This window comes from Pseudomonas sp., from assembly GCF_030696055.1.
Taxonomy (GTDB): Bacteria; Pseudomonadota; Gammaproteobacteria; order Pseudomonadales; family Pseudomonadaceae; genus Aquipseudomonas.
Window position 1 is genome coordinate 1 of sequence record NZ_JAUYNP010000219.1, and the last position, 14882, is coordinate 14882.

The 14882-nt window shown below is 61.1% G+C and carries 14 protein-coding genes; 4 read left to right on the forward strand and 10 right to left on the reverse strand.

The annotated features are described in order from the left end of the window. Positions 1 to 2056: transcription-repair coupling factor (gene mfd / locus Q8Q83_RS12640; protein WP_305624224.1), on the forward strand; the 2056-nt coding region annotated here is incomplete at its 5' end. An 11-nt stretch (positions 2057 to 2067) separates the two neighbouring features. Further along, positions 2068 to 2598, forward strand: coding sequence for a CsiV family protein (locus Q8Q83_RS12645; protein WP_305624225.1), 531 nt, complete (start codon positions 2068 to 2070; stop codon positions 2596 to 2598). Between the two features lie 61 nt (positions 2599 to 2659). Here Q8Q83_RS12645 and Q8Q83_RS12650 read toward each other — a convergent pair whose 3' ends face one another. Genes Q8Q83_RS12650 through Q8Q83_RS12665 form a run of 4 tightly spaced genes read right to left on the reverse strand, consistent with a single transcriptional unit; the run spans position 2660 to position 5707 of the window. Continuing rightward, positions 2660 to 3397 carry an S-methyl-5'-thioinosine phosphorylase gene (locus tag Q8Q83_RS12650; protein WP_305624226.1) on the reverse strand — a complete coding sequence of 246 codons (738 nt, stop codon included), beginning with the start codon at positions 3395 to 3397 and terminating at the stop codon, positions 2660 to 2662. Between the two features lie 10 nt (positions 3398 to 3407). Next, positions 3408 to 4406 (reverse strand): beta-N-acetylhexosaminidase, encoded by a 999-nt coding sequence (nagZ, locus tag Q8Q83_RS12655; RefSeq protein ID WP_305624228.1) that lies wholly within the window; start codon positions 4404 to 4406, stop codon positions 3408 to 3410. 21 nt (positions 4407 to 4427) lie between these two features. Continuing rightward, positions 4428 to 4952 carry a L,D-transpeptidase gene (locus tag Q8Q83_RS12660; RefSeq protein ID WP_305624230.1) on the reverse strand — a complete coding sequence of 175 codons (525 nt, stop codon included), beginning with the start codon at positions 4950 to 4952 and terminating at the stop codon, positions 4428 to 4430. Between the two features lie 47 nt (positions 4953 to 4999). After that, on the reverse strand, positions 5000 to 5707 hold the full coding sequence (locus Q8Q83_RS12665) for a TetR/AcrR family transcriptional regulator (protein ID WP_305624232.1): 708 nt from the start codon (positions 5705 to 5707) through the stop codon (positions 5000 to 5002). Positions 5708 to 5981: 274 nt separating this feature from the next. Between Q8Q83_RS12665 and lexA the strand changes: the two genes are divergently transcribed. Together lexA and sulA are read left to right on the forward strand one after the other, a co-directional pair. Next, a complete protein-coding gene (gene lexA / locus Q8Q83_RS12670; RefSeq protein ID WP_305624234.1) occupies positions 5982 to 6593 on the forward strand; it encodes a transcriptional repressor LexA in 612 nt (203 codons plus the stop codon). A 10-nt stretch (positions 6594 to 6603) separates the two neighbouring features. Next, complete coding sequence (gene sulA, locus Q8Q83_RS12675) at positions 6604 to 7077, forward strand: SOS-induced cell division inhibitor SulA (RefSeq protein WP_305624236.1); 474 nt, start codon at positions 6604 to 6606, stop codon at positions 7075 to 7077. Positions 7078 to 7186: 109 nt separating this feature from the next. Here sulA and Q8Q83_RS12680 read toward each other — a convergent pair whose 3' ends face one another. The 6 genes from Q8Q83_RS12680 to fadB form a co-directional block, all read right to left on the reverse strand. Next, entirely contained in the window at positions 7187 to 7420 is a 234-nt protein-coding gene (locus tag Q8Q83_RS12680) for a hypothetical protein (RefSeq protein WP_090248059.1), read from the reverse strand. 77 nt (positions 7421 to 7497) lie between these two features. Continuing rightward, positions 7498 to 8016 (reverse strand): DUF6586 family protein, encoded by a 519-nt coding sequence (locus Q8Q83_RS12685; RefSeq protein WP_305624238.1) that lies wholly within the window; start codon positions 8014 to 8016, stop codon positions 7498 to 7500. A 216-nt stretch (positions 8017 to 8232) separates the two neighbouring features. Then, positions 8233 to 10842, reverse strand: coding sequence for a type I DNA topoisomerase (topA, locus tag Q8Q83_RS12690; RefSeq protein WP_305624240.1), 2610 nt, complete (start codon positions 10840 to 10842; stop codon positions 8233 to 8235). A gap of 125 nt (positions 10843 to 10967) precedes the next feature. Next, the gene (locus tag Q8Q83_RS12695; RefSeq protein ID WP_305624242.1) at positions 10968 to 11204 is read right to left on the reverse strand and encodes a DUF1653 domain-containing protein; all 237 of its coding nucleotides are present in this window, start codon (positions 11202 to 11204) and stop codon (positions 10968 to 10970) included. 82 nt (positions 11205 to 11286) lie between these two features. Beyond that, positions 11287 to 12462: an acetyl-CoA C-acyltransferase FadA gene (gene fadA, locus Q8Q83_RS12700; RefSeq protein ID WP_305624244.1), complete on the reverse strand. Its 1176-nt coding sequence runs from the start codon at positions 12460 to 12462 to the stop codon at positions 11287 to 11289. A 30-nt stretch (positions 12463 to 12492) separates the two neighbouring features. After that, positions 12493 to 14640, reverse strand: coding sequence for a fatty acid oxidation complex subunit alpha FadB (fadB, locus tag Q8Q83_RS12705; protein WP_305624246.1), 2148 nt, complete (start codon positions 14638 to 14640; stop codon positions 12493 to 12495). Positions 14641 to 14882: the final 242 nt, after the last annotated feature.

Consider the following 14882-nt stretch of genomic DNA (forward strand, 5'->3'; position numbering starts at 1 on the left):
GTCCCGCGATGGCGGCGATAACGTCATCAAGAACCTCGCCGAACTGCGAGAAGGCGCGCCTGTGGTGCATATCGATCATGGCGTCGGCCGCTACCTGGGCCTGGTCACCCTGGAGATCGAAGGCCAGGCCGCCGAATACCTCGCCCTGATGTACGCCGAGGAAGCCAAGCTCTATGTGCCGGTGGCCAGCCTGCACCTGATCGCCCGCTACACCGGCAGCGACGACGCCCTGGCGCCGCTGCATCGCCTCGGCTCGGAAACCTGGCAGAAGGCCAAGCGCAAGGCCGCCGAGCAGGTGCGCGATGTCGCCGCCGAACTGCTGGACATCTACGCCCGCCGCGCCGCCCGCGAAGGCTACGCCTTTGCCGACCCCACAGTGGATTACGCCACCTTCAGCGCCGGCTTCCCCTTCGAGGAAACCCCGGACCAGCAAACCGCCATCGAAGCGGTGCGCGACGACATGCTCGCCGCCAAAACCATGGACCGCCTGATCTGCGGCGACGTCGGCTTCGGCAAGACCGAAGTGGCGATGCGCGCGGCCTTTATCGCCGTGCATGGCGGCAAGCAGGTGGCCGTACTGGTGCCCACCACCTTGCTCGCCCAGCAGCACTACAACAGCTTCCGCGACCGCTTCGCCGACTGGCCGGTCAAGGTCGAGGTGATGAGCCGCTTCAAGAGCGCCAAGGAAGTCGGCGATGCCGTGCAGCAACTGGCCGAGGGCAAGGTGGATATCGTCATCGGCACCCACAAGCTGCTGCAGGAAGACGTCAAGTTCAGCAACCTGGGCCTGGTGATCATCGACGAAGAGCACCGTTTCGGCGTGCGCCAGAAGGAACAGCTCAAGGCCCTGCGCAGCGAGGTGGATATCCTCACCCTCACCGCCACACCTATTCCGCGCACCCTGAATATGGCGGTCGCCGGCATGCGCGACCTGTCGATCATCGCCACCCCGCCGGCCCGGCGCCTGTCGGTGCGCACCTTCGTCATGGAGCAAAACAAGCCGACTATCAAGGAGGCGCTGTTGCGCGAACTGCTGCGCGGCGGCCAGGTGTACTACCTGCACAACGATGTGAAGACCATCGAGAAATGCGCCGCCGACCTGGCCGAACTGGTGCCGGAGGCGCGTATCGGCATCGGCCACGGGCAGATGCGCGAACGCGAGCTGGAACAGGTGATGGGCGACTTCTATCACAAGCGCTTCAACGTGCTGATCGCCTCGACCATCATCGAGACCGGCATCGACGTGCCCAGCGCCAACACCATCATCATCGAGCGCGCCGACAAGTTCGGCCTGGCCCAGCTGCACCAGCTGCGCGGCCGGGTCGGCCGCAGCCACCACCAGGCCTATGCCTACCTGCTCACCCCGCCGCGCAAGCAGATGACCGACGATGCGCAGAAGCGCCTGGAAGCCATCTCAGGCGCACAAGATCTGGGCGCCGGCTTCCTGCTGGCCACCCACGACCTGGAAATCCGCGGTGCCGGCGAGCTGCTCGGCGACGGTCAGAGCGGGCAGATCCAGGCGGTCGGTTTCACCCTCTATATGGAGATGCTCGAACGCGCGGTGAAGGCCATCCGCAAGGGCGAGCAACCCAACCTCGACCAGCCGCTCGGCGGCGGCCCGGAGATCAACCTGCGGGTGCCGGCGCTGATCCCCGAGGACTACCTGCCGGATGTGCATGCGCGGTTGATTCTCTACAAACGCATCGCCAACGCCGCCGACGAGGATGGCCTGAAAGAGCTGCAGGTGGAGATGATCGACCGCTTCGGCCTGCTGCCGGACCCGACCAAGCACCTGGTGCGCATCACATTGCTCAAGCTGCAGGCGGAGAAGCTCGGGATCAAGAAGGTCGACGCCGGCCCACAGGGCGGGCGCATCGAGTTCGCCGCCGACACCTGCGTCGACCCGCTGACCCTGATCAAGCTGATCCAGAGCGCGCCAAGCCGCTACAAGTTCGAAGGCGCGACAATGTTTAAATTCCAGGTGCCGATGGAGCGCCCGGAAGAACGCTTCAACAACCTCGAAGCGCTGTTCGAGCGCCTGATTCCCTCTACTTAAAGGACTGACCCATGCGCGCACTCCGCACCCTGGCCTTGCTGCCGCTTATCCTGCTTAGCTTGCTGAGCAGCACCCAGGCGTTGGCCGAAGGCCTGTACCAGGTGGAAGTCATAGTCTTTCGCCAGTCCAACGAGATGATTTCTGCCGGCCAACTGGCGCCGGATAACTGGGCGCAGAACGCCATGCCGGTCAATTCCAGCAACAGCCGCAGTACCAGCCTGAATGCCGAGGCCGGCAAGCTCAACCCGTCCAGCGGCTACCAGGTATTGCTGCATCAGGCCTGGTCGCAGAGCCCCGCCAGCAGCGTCGCCATCAGCAGCGGCGATGAGCAGTTCGGCCATTACCCCGTCGAGGGCAGCATCAGCCTGAAGCAGGGGCAACAGCTCGAACTGGACAGCGACATCTGGGTCAACCAGTTCGACGCCAGTGGTGCGCTCAGCGACAGCGAGCGCATCAAGCAGAACAGCCGGCTGAAAAGCGGTGAGCTGACTTTCCTGGATAACGGCAGCCTGGGCCTGCTGATTCGGGTCAGCCCGCTGTAAGGCGCGAGCCATACGAAAAAGGGCCGCATCGCGCGGCCCTCTTTATTTTACAGGTACTGACTCAGCTGCTTAGCACCCGGGCCAATACCGCCTTGACCGCCCCCATGCCCTCTTCCAGCACCCGCTCGATCTCCGCCATGCTGATCAAGGCCCTGGACTTGCCCGCCGCCGGGTTCACCACCAGCGCCAGGCAGGCATAGGGCAACTCCAGCTCGCGGGCCAGCGCCGCTTCCGGCATCCCGGTCATGCCCACTATGTCGCAGCCATCGCGCTCCATCCGGGCAATCTCGGCCGCCGTCTCCAGGCGCGGCCCCTGGGTACAGCCATAGATACCGTGCGTGCTGAACTCGCAGCGCTCGGCCGCCAGGGCGGCGGCCAATTTGCGCCGCAGACCGGCATCGTAAGGATGACTGAAGTCGATGTGGGTCACGTGCTCCAACTCACCTTCGAAATAAGTGTGCTCACGACCATAGCTGTAATCGATGATCTGATGCGGCACGCAGAAATGCCCGGTGCCCATGGACGCGTGAATGCCGCCCACCGCATTGACCGCGAGAATCACCTGGGCGCCCGCCTCGCGCAGCGCCCAGAGATTGGCGCGGTAATTGACCTGATGCGGCGCAATGCGATGGGGCTGGCCGTGCCGGGCGAGGAACAGCACCTCCTTGCCGGCGTACTGGCCGCGCAATACCGCCGCCGAAGGCGCGCCATAGGGCGTGTCGATATTCAGTGCCGCGGTGATGCTCAGGCCGTCCAATTTGGTCAGGCCGGTACCGCCGATAATGGCGTAGACAGTCATTCCAGCGTCCTCACTCTATGAGTTGCGCGGTGCGCAACGCGCCGAGCGCTTCCAGCCAGCGCGGCTCTTGCCGGTACTCGATCCCAGGGAAAGCCTGGCGGCGCATGCGCGCCAAGCCCACTGGCGCCACCACCATGAGGCGCTGCAAGGCACTCAAAGCCAACTCGGCCGCGGCCCTATCGTTGCAGACCAAGCCCATATCACAGCCCGCCGCGAGCGCCGCCTCGATACGGCACGCCGCATCGCCCACCACGTGGGCGCCGGCCATGGACAGGTCATCACTGAAGATCACGCCCTTGAAGGCCAGCTCGCCGCGCAGGATGTCCTGCAGCCAGCGCCGCGAGAAACCCGCTGGCTGGCTGTCGACCTGGGGATAGATCACATGGGCCGGCATCACCGCCGCCAGTTGCTGGCTCAGGCGGGCAAAAGGCTGCAGATCGACTGCGCGAATCTGCTCGAGGCTGCGCTCATCCAGGGGGATCGCCACATGGGAATCCGCCTCGGCCCAGCCGTGCCCCGGAAAGTGCTTGCCGGTCGCCGCCATGCCCGCCGCGTTCATGCCGCGAATAAAGGCACCGGCCAGCTGGGTGGCGCGCGCCGCATCGCCCTCGAAAGCCCGGCTGCCGACCACCGCGCTGCGCTGGTGATCCAGATCCAGCACCGGCGCGAAGCTCAGGTCCAAGCCGACCGCCAGCACCTCAGTGGCCATGATCCAGCCGCAGTGCTCGGCCAAGACTTCGGCATTGGTGTTATCGGCAATCGCACGCATCGCCGGCAGGCGCACGAAGCCCTGACGCAAACGCTGCACCCGCCCACCTTCCTGATCGACCGCCAGCAGCAGATCCGGGCGCACCGCGCGAATGGCTGCGGCCAGTTCACGCACCTGGCGCGGTGTCTCGATATTGCGCGCGAACAGAATCACACCGCCGACTTGCGGCTGGCGCAGGATCTGGCGATCCTCGGCCGTCAGCCAGGTACCGGCGATATCCAGCATCAATGAACCTTGCATGGGAGCACTCACAAGCAATCCTTAAATAAGCGGCATGGCCGCCCAGAGCGGGCATGGAGCCTCGTCGATCTGGACGACGCAGTGAAGGGGGACGCGCGGGAACAGTTCCAGCAAATCGGCGTTGCGCAGGCGCACGCAGCCATGGGAGCGCGGTACGCCCATGGGCTCGCTGTCCGGCGTGCCATGCAGATAGATATAGCGGCGGAAGGTGTCGACCGCCTCCAACCGATTGCGCCCGAGCTCGCAGCCGCTGAGCCAGAGGATGCGACTGAGAATCCAGTCGCGGCCGGGAAATTGCGCATGTAAAGCCGGCGACCAGACCTCGCCGGTCCAGCGCCGCCCACGTAGCACGGCACCCAGCGGCAAGCCTTCGCCTATCTTCGCCCGCACCCAATGCAGGCCGCGCGGCGTGCAGCCCGAGCCATGTTGCTCACCAGGACCATTGAGCGCCGTGGAAACCGGCAGGCGCAGCAGCAGTTGCCCGTTGGCAAAGCCATACAGGCACTGATCGGCGAGAGAAATATGCAGAAGATCGAGAGCAACCATGGGCAGCTAGCTTAGCGGATCGAACCCAGCAAGCCCACCCGGCGGCCTCAAACTTTGCTGGGGATAGCCGCCACCTTACTGCGGGGCTTGAGCTGGGCACTGGCCAACGCTTCGTCGGCCAGGCCGGTTTCCGAGCGCATGCCGGCAGCCAGGAAAGGCACCATCAGGCGCATCACCTGCTCGATCGAGGTATTCACCCCGAAATCGGTTTCCGCCATGGCGCGCAGCGCCTTGATCCCGGACATGCTGAAAGCCGCGGCACCCAGCATAAAGTGCACGCGCCAGAACAGTTCCAACGGCGGAATACGCGGGGCCGCCTCGTGCACCAGCAGCATGTAGCGGCGGAAGACCTTGCCGTACACCTCTTCCAGGTATTTACGCAGGTGGCCTTGGCTCTGGCTAAAAGCCAGACCCAGCAAGCGCATAAAGATCGACAGATCGTTGCCACTGCGCGGTTTAACCGCCAGCGCCAGCTCGACCAGGAGTTCGAGCAGATCTTCGAGAGACAGTTTGGTTTCGGGCTTGGCCTGGCGGCGATCCAGCTCGCGCTCGAGGCTTACGCAGAAGGGACCGAGAAAGCGCGAGAAAACCGCTTGGATCAAGGCCTTCTTCGAGCCGAAGTGATAGTTCACCGCAGCCAGGTTGACCCCGGCCTTGCTGGTGATCAAACGCAGAGAAGTTTCGGCGAAACCCTTCTCCGCAAACAACTGCTCTGCCGCATCGAGAATGCGTTCAACGGTTTCCGACTGGGCCATGACTCTTTTCATCTGAACAAACACTTGTTTGAAACATACGTTTCATCTGTCCGTCTTGTCAAGTCGGGCAAACCATCTTGTGGCTGATCGGTCACGGAAGCTGCGAAAAAAACCTCTGCAGATAATGCCTAGACGAACAGCGCAGGGCGCAAGTAACAGAGCAACCACAGAAGATTAGCGGCGAGCAAATTCAGTACAGAACAAAATACAAGGATTGCCAAGAGTGAATCACTGTATATAATTCCAGTCACTGTACAAAAAAACAGAGCCCACCATGCTTAAACTGACGCCCCGCCAAGCTGAAATTCTCGCCTTTATCAAGCAATGCCTTGAAGACAACGGCTATCCGCCTACCCGCGCGGAAATCGCTGTGAAGCTGGGCTTTAAATCACCCAACGCGGCCGAAGAGCATCTCAAGGCCCTGGCGCGCAAAGGCGCCATCGAGATGACCCCGGGTGCTTCGCGGGGCATTCGCATCCCCGGTTTCGAGCCCAATGCCGAGGAAGAAGAAGGCCTGCCGGTGATTGGCCGCGTCGCTGCCGGCGCACCGATTCTGGCGCAACAGCACATCGAAGAATCCTGCCGGATCAACCCGGAGTTCTTCCACCCCAGAGCCGACTACCTGCTGCGCGTGCGCGGCATGAGCATGAAGGACATCGGCATCTTCGACGGCGACCTGCTGGCCGTCCACACCACCCGCGAAGCCCGTAACGGCCAGGTGGTAGTGGCGCGCCTCGATGATGAGGTCACGGTCAAACGCTTCAAGCGTGAGGGCAACAAGGTCTGGCTGATCGCCGAGAATCCTGAATTCGCGCCCATTGAAGTGAACCTGGAAGAACAGGATTTGATTATCGAAGGCTTGAGCGTCGGCGTTATCCGCCGCTAGTGGAGGATTTATGCAGTTCCCGCAATCACTGAACCGTACACAACTGCCCTTGTTCGACGCCTTCCTGGCTTCGACAGCCAACCCGTTGCTGGCCGATGCAGCAGAATTGCCCTGGCAGGATGAAGCAGAGGCTTTCAGTGAAATGTCGCTGCGCGGCGCAGCCGGGCACTGCCTTAACCTGCTCGCCCCCATATTGCGGGAGTTGAGCGAGAACCACGACGAACGCTGGCTGACCCTGATCGCCCCGCCCTCCAGCCTGACCCAGGCCTGGCTGCGCGATGCGGGCTTGAACCGCGAACGCATATTGCTGCTGCATCCACGCGGCGAGCAAAGCGCGCTGGAACTGGCCCAGCAAGCCCTGAAACTCGGACGTAGTCATACGGTGGTCAGCTGGCTGCAGCCACTGGAGCGCCAGGCACGCCAACAGCTCGAGCAAGCCGCCCGGACCGGCAAGGCGCAGAGTTTAAATATCAGCCTGGGGTAAGACTCACGCACACAAGGGCTGTGCACGCTGACGCAATGAAGCGGGGAGCCAGCTATTGATGCGGGCAAAGCCTAGAGCAGGATGAGACTTTGCTTATACCTGCCAGCAATCAGTGCAGAACCCGTGGCCCTTCTTCTTGCTGAAAATTATTCTCAGCCAAGCGACCGGCCATTTGCACGCCGACATTGAGCATGGCCTTGGCCACTTCTACATGCTGGCCTTGCAGGAAAGCCTTGGCGTCAGCAGAAAAATCCAGCACCACCAACGACTCTTCATCCTCTGCGCGGCGCAAAGCGATGCGCCCATCAGGCAGTTCGACAATTTCCAGGAATGATGTAGGCATTGGCATTGCTCTCCACGAAAGGTCGGCATTGTAACAGTCGACCAAGGCTGCCCCTAGTCCACCGGTCCAATCGACTCTTACCACTCGCTCAGGGTTTCACGAAAACGTTGCGCCAGAGCCTTCAGCTGCTGACGCCATGCTTCCAGGGTGTCCCGCGCCAAGGGCGCGACCTCTTCATCCAGGCTGACCGCCGTGATCAACGGGGTGCCAGGATCGACCTTGGCCTTCTTGCTGGCTTGCGGTGGCTGGAACAGCTCGGCATAGGCCGAGAGCAATTGCGCAACCCAACTATCCGGAGACTGCGCCAGTTCGACCAACTCGCCCAACTCCTGGCTCGGCGCTGCCTCCAGCACCTCGGCAGTGAGAAAGCGTTCGGCACGGGGGGCCGCGCTATCAGGCAAACGGTAATAACCGGCGATCTCATGGCACAGCCCCAACAGGGCGCCATACAGATGGAACAGCGCCGCCTCGCGCTCAGCCTGGATCAAGGCCAGCGCATTCATGCTCTGGCCCTGCTCGGCCTTGCGCCAGGACTCCAGCGCCAGGCCGGCATAGAAGATTTTCTGGTTGGTACGGGTATAGAGTTCATGGGCCATGGTGGCACCCTCCACAACGGATCAGCTAAGCAGGCCGCTGAAAAACTATCTACGTTGTCGATACGGCGTTAAAAGCGCCCTCAAAATGCTCATTTACAACAGGTAAACTCCGCTTTTTCGGCCACTTTTGCCTTGTCTCGACTGCCTCGCCTACATTTTTCAACGGCCTGCTAAGCATACGCGCGCCGGCAAGCTGCTGGCGCGCCCTTAGTCCGATCAGCGCTTGTCTTCGACTTTCCACTTAGCGCCGTCATAGAAGGCACGCCAGCCAGTCGGCTTGCCATCGACCTCGGTCTGCACGTACTGCTCCTTGGTCTTGCGGCTGTAACGGATCACTGCCGCGCGGCCTTCCGGATCTTTCTTCGGCGCATCGCAGAGGAAGTGATACTTAGGATCGATCTCGTCCTTATGCGGAGTCAGCTCCAACACCAAAGGCGCGCGGGTTTCGCGGTTCTTCGGGAACTGGCTGGCGGCCAGAAACAGACCCGATGCGCCGTCGCGCAGGATATAGGTGTCGTTGACCTTCTCGCACTTGAGCTCCGGCATCTTCACCGGGTCCATCTTCGGAGGCGCCGCCTCACCGCTTTTCAGCAGTTTGCGGGTGTTCTTGCACTCGCTATTGGTGCAACCGAAGAACTTGCCGAAACGCCCGGTTTTCAGCTGCATCTGGCTGCCGCACTTGTCGCACTCCAGGCTCGGGCCTTCGTAGCCCTTGATCCGGTACTGCCCCTGTTCGACTTCATAGCCCGAGCAATCCGGGTTATTGCCGCAGATATGCAACTTGCGGGTCTCGTCCAGCAGATAGGCATCCATGGCGGTCGAACAGATCGGGCAACGGTGCTTGCCCAGCAATACCAGGGACTCGGACTCGCCTTCATCATCCGCGGCAATTTCATCGCCCGGGACCAGGTTCACCGTGGCTTTGCAGCGCTCTTTCGGCGGCAGCGCATAGCCGGAACAGCCGAGGAACACGCCCGTGGAGGCGGTACGAATGGTCATAGGCCGAGCGCAATCGCGGCACGGGATATCGGTCAGGGTCGGCAGATTGGCGCGCATGCCACTGCCGCTGGCTTCGGCCACTTCGAGCTTCTTCTTGAAGTCACCGTAAAACTCATCGAGCACATGCTTCCACTCGCGCTCGCCCTGGGCCACATCGTCCAGGTGCTCTTCCATGCCGGCGGTAAAGCCGTAGTCCATCAGGTTGGAGAAGCTCTCAGCCAGGCGCTCGGTGACTATGTCGCCCATCTTCTCGGAATAGAAGCGCCGGTTATGCAGGGCTACGTAGCCGCGGTCCTGGATGGTCCCGATGATCGCCGCATAGGTCGATGGTCGACCAATACCGCGCTTCTCCATTTCCTTGACCAGGCTGGCTTCGGAATAACGCGCCGGCGGCTTGGTGAAGTGCTGGCTCGGATCGAGCTTGATCAGCTTGAGCGCTTCGCCCTGGCTCATGTCCGGCAGCACATCGTCATCGCCCGGCTTGCTCAGCTGCGGCAATACCCGGGTGTAACCGTCGAACTTGAGGATACGACCCTTGGCGCGCAGCTCGAACTGCGCGGCGGTGACTGTCACTGTGGTGGACAGGTACTCGGCCGGCGGCATCTGGCAGGCGACGAACTGGCGCCAGATCAGCTCGTACAAGCGCTCGGCGTCACGCTCCATACCGGACAGCTGAGTGGGCTTGAGGTTGACGTCGGACGGGCGAATCGCTTCGTGCGCCTCCTGCGCCCCCTCTTTGCTGCTGTAGGCAATCGGCTCGGCCGGCAGGTACTTCTTGCCGAACTCGCCCTGGATAAAGTCACGCACCATGCTCACGGCGTCGGCCGAGAGGTTGGTCGAATCGGTACGCATATAGGTGATGTAACCCGCCTCATACAGACGCTGGGCCATCATCATGGTCTTCTTCACCCCGAAGCCGAGACGGTTACTGGCCGCCTGCTGCAGGGTGGAGGTAATAAAAGGTGCCGACGGCTTGCTGCTGGTCGGTTTGTCTTCGCGCTTGGCGATGCTGTAGCTGGACGCTTTGAGCGTGGCCAGGGCCGCCATGGCCTGGGCTTCATTCAGCGGCTTGAAGGCAGCGCCGTTCTCGCGAGCCACTTCAAAGCGCACATTGACGCCTTTGGCGGTGCCCAGATCGGCGTGCACTTCCCAGTATTCCTCGGGGACGAAGGCGCGGATCTCTTTTTCGCGCTCCACCACCAGCTTCACCGCTACCGACTGCACACGACCGGCAGACAGGCCGCGGGCGATCTTGGCCCACAACAGCGGCGAGACCATATAGCCCACTACGCGGTCGAGGAAACGCCGCGCCTGCTGGGCATTGACCCGGTTGATATCCAGCTCGCCAGGCTTGGCGAAGGCTTCCTGGATGGCTTTCTTGGTGATTTCGTTGAACACCACGCGCTTGTAGCGGCTGTCGTCGCCCCCTATGGATTCGCGCAGGTGCCAGGCAATGGCTTCCCCCTCGCGATCCAAGTCGGTTGCGAGGTAGATGGTGTCAGCATCCTTGGCCAAACGGCGCAGCTCTTCGACCACCTTCTCCTTGCCGGGAAGGATCTCGTACTTGGCCTTCCAGCCATGCTCCGGGTCGACGCCCATGCGGGCGAACAGCTGACGCTTGGATTTTTCCTTGGGCGACAACGCCGGCACTTCGCCCGCAGCGGCCTTAGCACGCTTAGCCGGCTCTTTAGCCGTGCTCGCCGAGCCACTGGTGGGCAGGTCACGGATATGGCCGATGCTCGACTTCACCACGTACTCGTTGCCCAAGTACTTGTTGATGGTCTTGGCCTTGGCCGGGGATTCCACGATGACCAGCGATTTGCCCATGGATTGGAAAATTCCTGAAATTCGATAAATAAATGCGGAAGGCGCGCAGCTGCCTGCTAGCGCGGCACCGCTATATATAGTGGTGGTTAAGCCGAGGTCAAGCGCAGCAATGCCCAGCTATCCGCTCAAGGCTTGGTAAAAACTGCGGTTTCAGCCTGAATCAAAGCAAAGCGCGGAACGCTTTCGCCGTCCACTTCGACGCTTTCGCAAAACATCTCCAACGGCCTTACCCACAGGCCGTAATCGCCGTACAGCGCCTGATAGACCACCATCTGCTGCTCCGTCTCGGAGTGCTGGGCCACACCAAAGACGCGGTATTCGGGGCCTTTGTAGTGGCGGTAGAGACCTGGTTGCACCTGCATGGCTGAATTCCTCGAAAATTTTCCGCCGACAAACAAAAACCGGGGCACAGGCCCCGGTTTTTCCGTTTCTTACACCTAAAGCTTAGAGGCGCTCGAATACGGTGCTGATGCCTTGACCGAGGCCAATACACATGGTGGACACACCGAAGGTGCCGCCATTCTGCTTCATCACGTTCAGCAGGGTACCGGAGATACGCGCACCGGAACAGCCGAAGGGGTGACCCAGGGCGATAGCGCCGCCGTGCAGGTTGACCTTCTCTTCCATCTTATCGAGCACTTTCAGGTCCTTCAGCACAGGCAGAGCCTGGGCGGCGAAGGCTTCGTTGAGCTCGAAGAAGTCGATGTCGTTGATGCTCAGACCGGCGCGCTTGAGGGCTTTCTGGGTGGCCGGTACTGGACCGTAACCCATGATCGCCGGATCCACACCGGCCACCGCCATGGCGCGAACCACGGCCATCGGCTGAATGCCGAGATCCTGGGCGCGCTGGGCGCTCATGACTATCATGCAGGAAGCGCCGTCGGTGATCTGCGAGGAAGTACCAGCAGTCACTGTGCCGCCTTTCGGATTGAACGCAGGCTTCAGGGCAGCCAGGCTTTCCAGGGTGGTCTCCGGACGAATGGTTTCGTCGAAATCGAAGACTTTCAGGAAGCCATTCTCGTCGTAGCCTTGCATCGGGATGATTTCATCCTTGAACTTGCCTTCGACTGTGGCCTTGTGCGCCAAACGGTGCGAACGCTCACCGAAGGCGTCCTGCTGCTCACGGCTGATGCCATGCATCTTGCCGAGCATTTCCGCGGTCAGACCCATCATTCCCGACGCCTTGGCGGCGTACAGCGACAGGTGCGGGTTCGGATCGACGCCGTGCATCATGCCGACGTGACCCATGTGCTCCACACCGCCGATGACGAATACGTCGCCGTTGCCGGTCTGGATCGCCTGCACGGCAGTGTGCAGGGCGCTCATGGAGGAGCCACACAGACGGCTGACAGTCTGACCAGCAGCGGTGTGCGGGATCTGGGTCATCAGCGACGCCATGCGCGCGATGTTCCAGCCCTGCTCCAGGGTCTGGTTGACGCAGCCCCAGATCACGTCTTCCACTTCGGCCGGATCGACCTTGGTGTTACGCGACAGCACGCCGCTGATCAGGTTGGCCGACAGGGTTTCGGCACGGGTATTGCGATGCATGCCGCCCTTGGAACGACCCATCGGGGTACGACCGAAGTCGACGATGACTGCATCTCTAGGATTCAGGCTCATAAATTCACTCTCGCTCTAGTCTGTCCGCGATTAACCGAAAAACTTCTGGCCCTTAGCGGCCATTTCGCGAAGCTTGGCAGTCGGGGTGTACAGCGCGCCCAGATCGGCGTACTTGTCGGCCAGGGCAACGAACTCGGCTACACCGAGGGTATCGATGTAACGCAGCGCACCACCGCGGAACGGCGGGAAGCCGATGCCGTAGATCAGGCCCATATCGGCCTCGGCAGCGGTATCAACGATGCCGTCTTCCAGACAACGCACGGTTTCCAGACACAGCGGGATCATCATGAAGTTGATGATGTCCTCATCGGTCACTTCACGCTGCTCGGCCACGATGGACTTGAGCAGTTCGTAAGCCTGCGGGTCAATGACCTTTTTCGGCTTGCCGCGCTTGTCCATTTCGTAGACGTAGAAACCCTTGCCGTTTTTCTGGCCCAGGCGATTGGCTTCGTACATCACGTCGACCGCGGTACGGCCTTCGACCGCCATGCGATCCGGGAAGCCTTCAGCCATCACGTCACGGCCATGGTGACCGGTGTCGATACCGACCACGTCGGACAGGTACGCCGGGCCCATGGGCCAGCCGAACTTCTCCATGACCTTGTCGATACGCACGAAGTCGACGCCGAACGCCAGCAACTTGGAGAAGCCGCCGAAGTACGGGAACAGCACGCGGTTGACCAGGAAGCCCGGGCAGTCGTTGACCACGACAGGGGTCTTGCCCATCTTCTTGGCGTAGGCAACGGTGGTGGCGACCGCCACTTCGCTGGACTTCTCGCCACGGATGACTTCGACCAGCGGCATCATGTGCACCGGGTTGAAGAAGTGCATGCCGACAAAGTTTTCCGGACGCTTGAGGGCCTTGGCCAGCAAGCTGATGGAGATGGTCGAGGTGTTGGACGCGAGGATAGCGTCTTCCTTAACCATGCCTTCCACTTCGGCCAGCACTATCTGCTTGACCTTGGGGTTCTCGACCACGGCTTCGACTACTATGTCGACAGCGCCGAAGTCGCCGTAGGACAGGGTCGGGCGAATGGCGGTGAGGGCTTCGGCCATCTTCGCCGGGGTCATGCGACCCTTGGCAACGCGGCCGCCGAGCAGCTTGGAAGCCTCGGCCAGACCCATCTGGATACCCTCTTCACGGATATCCTTCATCAGGATCGGGGTGCCCTTGGACGCAGACTGGTAGGCGATACCGCCGCCCATGATGCCGGCGCCGAGTACGGCAGCCAGTTTTACGTCTTTGGCGATTTCGTCGTGGTGCTTGGCCTTCTTCTTCAGTTCCTGATCGTTCAGGAACAGACCGATCAGGCTGGCAGCCACCGGGGTCTTGGCCAGCTTGACGAAGCCAGCGGCTTCCACTTCCAGTGCTTTATCGCGGCCGAGGTTGGCGGCTTTCTGGATGGTCTTGATCGCTTCGACCGGCGCCGGGTAGTTCGGGCCGGCCTGGCCAGCCACGAAACCCTTGGCGGTTTCGAAGCACATCATTTGCTCGATGGCGTTGAGCTTGAGTTTTTCCAGCTTCGGCTGACGCTTGGCCTTGTAATCCAGCTCGCCGGAAATGGCGCGCTTGACTAGGTCCAGAGCCGCGGCCTGGAGCTTGTCGGCTGCTACAACTGCATCGACAGCGCCGACTTTGAGGGCGTCGGCCGCTTTGTTTTCTTTGCCAGCGGCGATCCACTCGACGGCGTTATCGGTACCGATAACCCGCGGTAGACGCACGGTGCCGCCAAAACCTGGGTAGATGCCCAGTTTGACTTCCGGCAGGCCAACCTTGGCGCCTTCGGCCATGACGCGGTAATCCGCCGCCAGGCACATTTCAAAACCACCGCCCAGGGCGATGCCATTGATTGCGACCACAGTCGGGACATTGAGGTCTTCAAAATCACTGAAGATCTTGTTGGCTTCGAGGTTGCCAGCCACCAGCTCTTCGTCGGACAGCTTGAAGCTGTCGACGAACTCGGTGATGTCGGCGCCGACGATAAATACGTCTTTGCCACTGGTGACAATCACGCCCTTGATCGAACCATCGGCCTTGATCGCATCAACGGATTGACGCAGTTCATTGAGGGTATGACGGTTGAATTTGTTGACGGATTCACCCTTGAGGTCGAATTTCAATTCGACGATGCCACTCTCAAGAGCCTTAACCGTGATGGCTTTACCTTCGTAAATCATCAACTGATCTCCACGGTATGGAAGCTGAACAGTACACATCGGAGCCAACCAGCGAGCTACTCAACGGCATAGCCGTTTGAGCGTAGCCCCAATCAGCCTGGCACACCCACCGACGCGATAATCGGGCTGTATAGGCGTCGTCTTAACAGACAAACACTCAATTCATACGCCCGTTTGATTTGGGTGTGCACACCTTCAAGGAAAAGCCACAACTTGTCAATTGGCCTGTAATGGCTTGTTCG

What these genes read in the sequence shown, in the direction of transcription:
- Q8Q83_RS12645 (WP_305624225.1), top strand. Translation starts at nt 2,068, where the DNA reads ATGCGCGCACTCCGCACCCTGGCCTTGCTGCCGCTTATCCTGCTTAGC.
- Q8Q83_RS12650 (WP_305624226.1), bottom strand. Translation starts at nt 3,397, where the DNA reads ATGACTGTCTACGCCATTATCGGCGGTACCGGCCTGACCAAATTGGAC.
- nagZ (WP_305624228.1), bottom strand. Translation starts at nt 4,406, where the DNA reads ATGCAAGGTTCATTGATGCTGGATATCGCCGGTACCTGGCTGACGGCC.
- Q8Q83_RS12660 (WP_305624230.1), bottom strand. Translation starts at nt 4,952, where the DNA reads ATGGTTGCTCTCGATCTTCTGCATATTTCTCTCGCCGATCAGTGCCTG.
- Q8Q83_RS12665 (WP_305624232.1), bottom strand. Translation starts at nt 5,707, where the DNA reads ATGGCCCAGTCGGAAACCGTTGAACGCATTCTCGATGCGGCAGAGCAG.
- lexA (WP_305624234.1), top strand. Translation starts at nt 5,982, where the DNA reads ATGCTTAAACTGACGCCCCGCCAAGCTGAAATTCTCGCCTTTATCAAG.
- sulA (WP_305624236.1), top strand. Translation starts at nt 6,604, where the DNA reads ATGCAGTTCCCGCAATCACTGAACCGTACACAACTGCCCTTGTTCGAC.
- Q8Q83_RS12680 (WP_090248059.1), bottom strand. Translation starts at nt 7,420, where the DNA reads ATGCCTACATCATTCCTGGAAATTGTCGAACTGCCTGATGGGCGCATC.
- Q8Q83_RS12685 (WP_305624238.1), bottom strand. Translation starts at nt 8,016, where the DNA reads ATGGCCCATGAACTCTATACCCGTACCAACCAGAAAATCTTCTATGCC.
- topA (WP_305624240.1), bottom strand. Translation starts at nt 10,842, where the DNA reads ATGGGCAAATCGCTGGTCATCGTGGAATCCCCGGCCAAGGCCAAGACC.
- Q8Q83_RS12695 (WP_305624242.1), bottom strand. Translation starts at nt 11,204, where the DNA reads ATGCAGGTGCAACCAGGTCTCTACCGCCACTACAAAGGCCCCGAATAC.
- fadA (WP_305624244.1), bottom strand. Translation starts at nt 12,462, where the DNA reads ATGAGCCTGAATCCTAGAGATGCAGTCATCGTCGACTTCGGTCGTACC.
- fadB (WP_305624246.1), bottom strand. Translation starts at nt 14,640, where the DNA reads ATGATTTACGAAGGTAAAGCCATCACGGTTAAGGCTCTTGAGAGTGGC.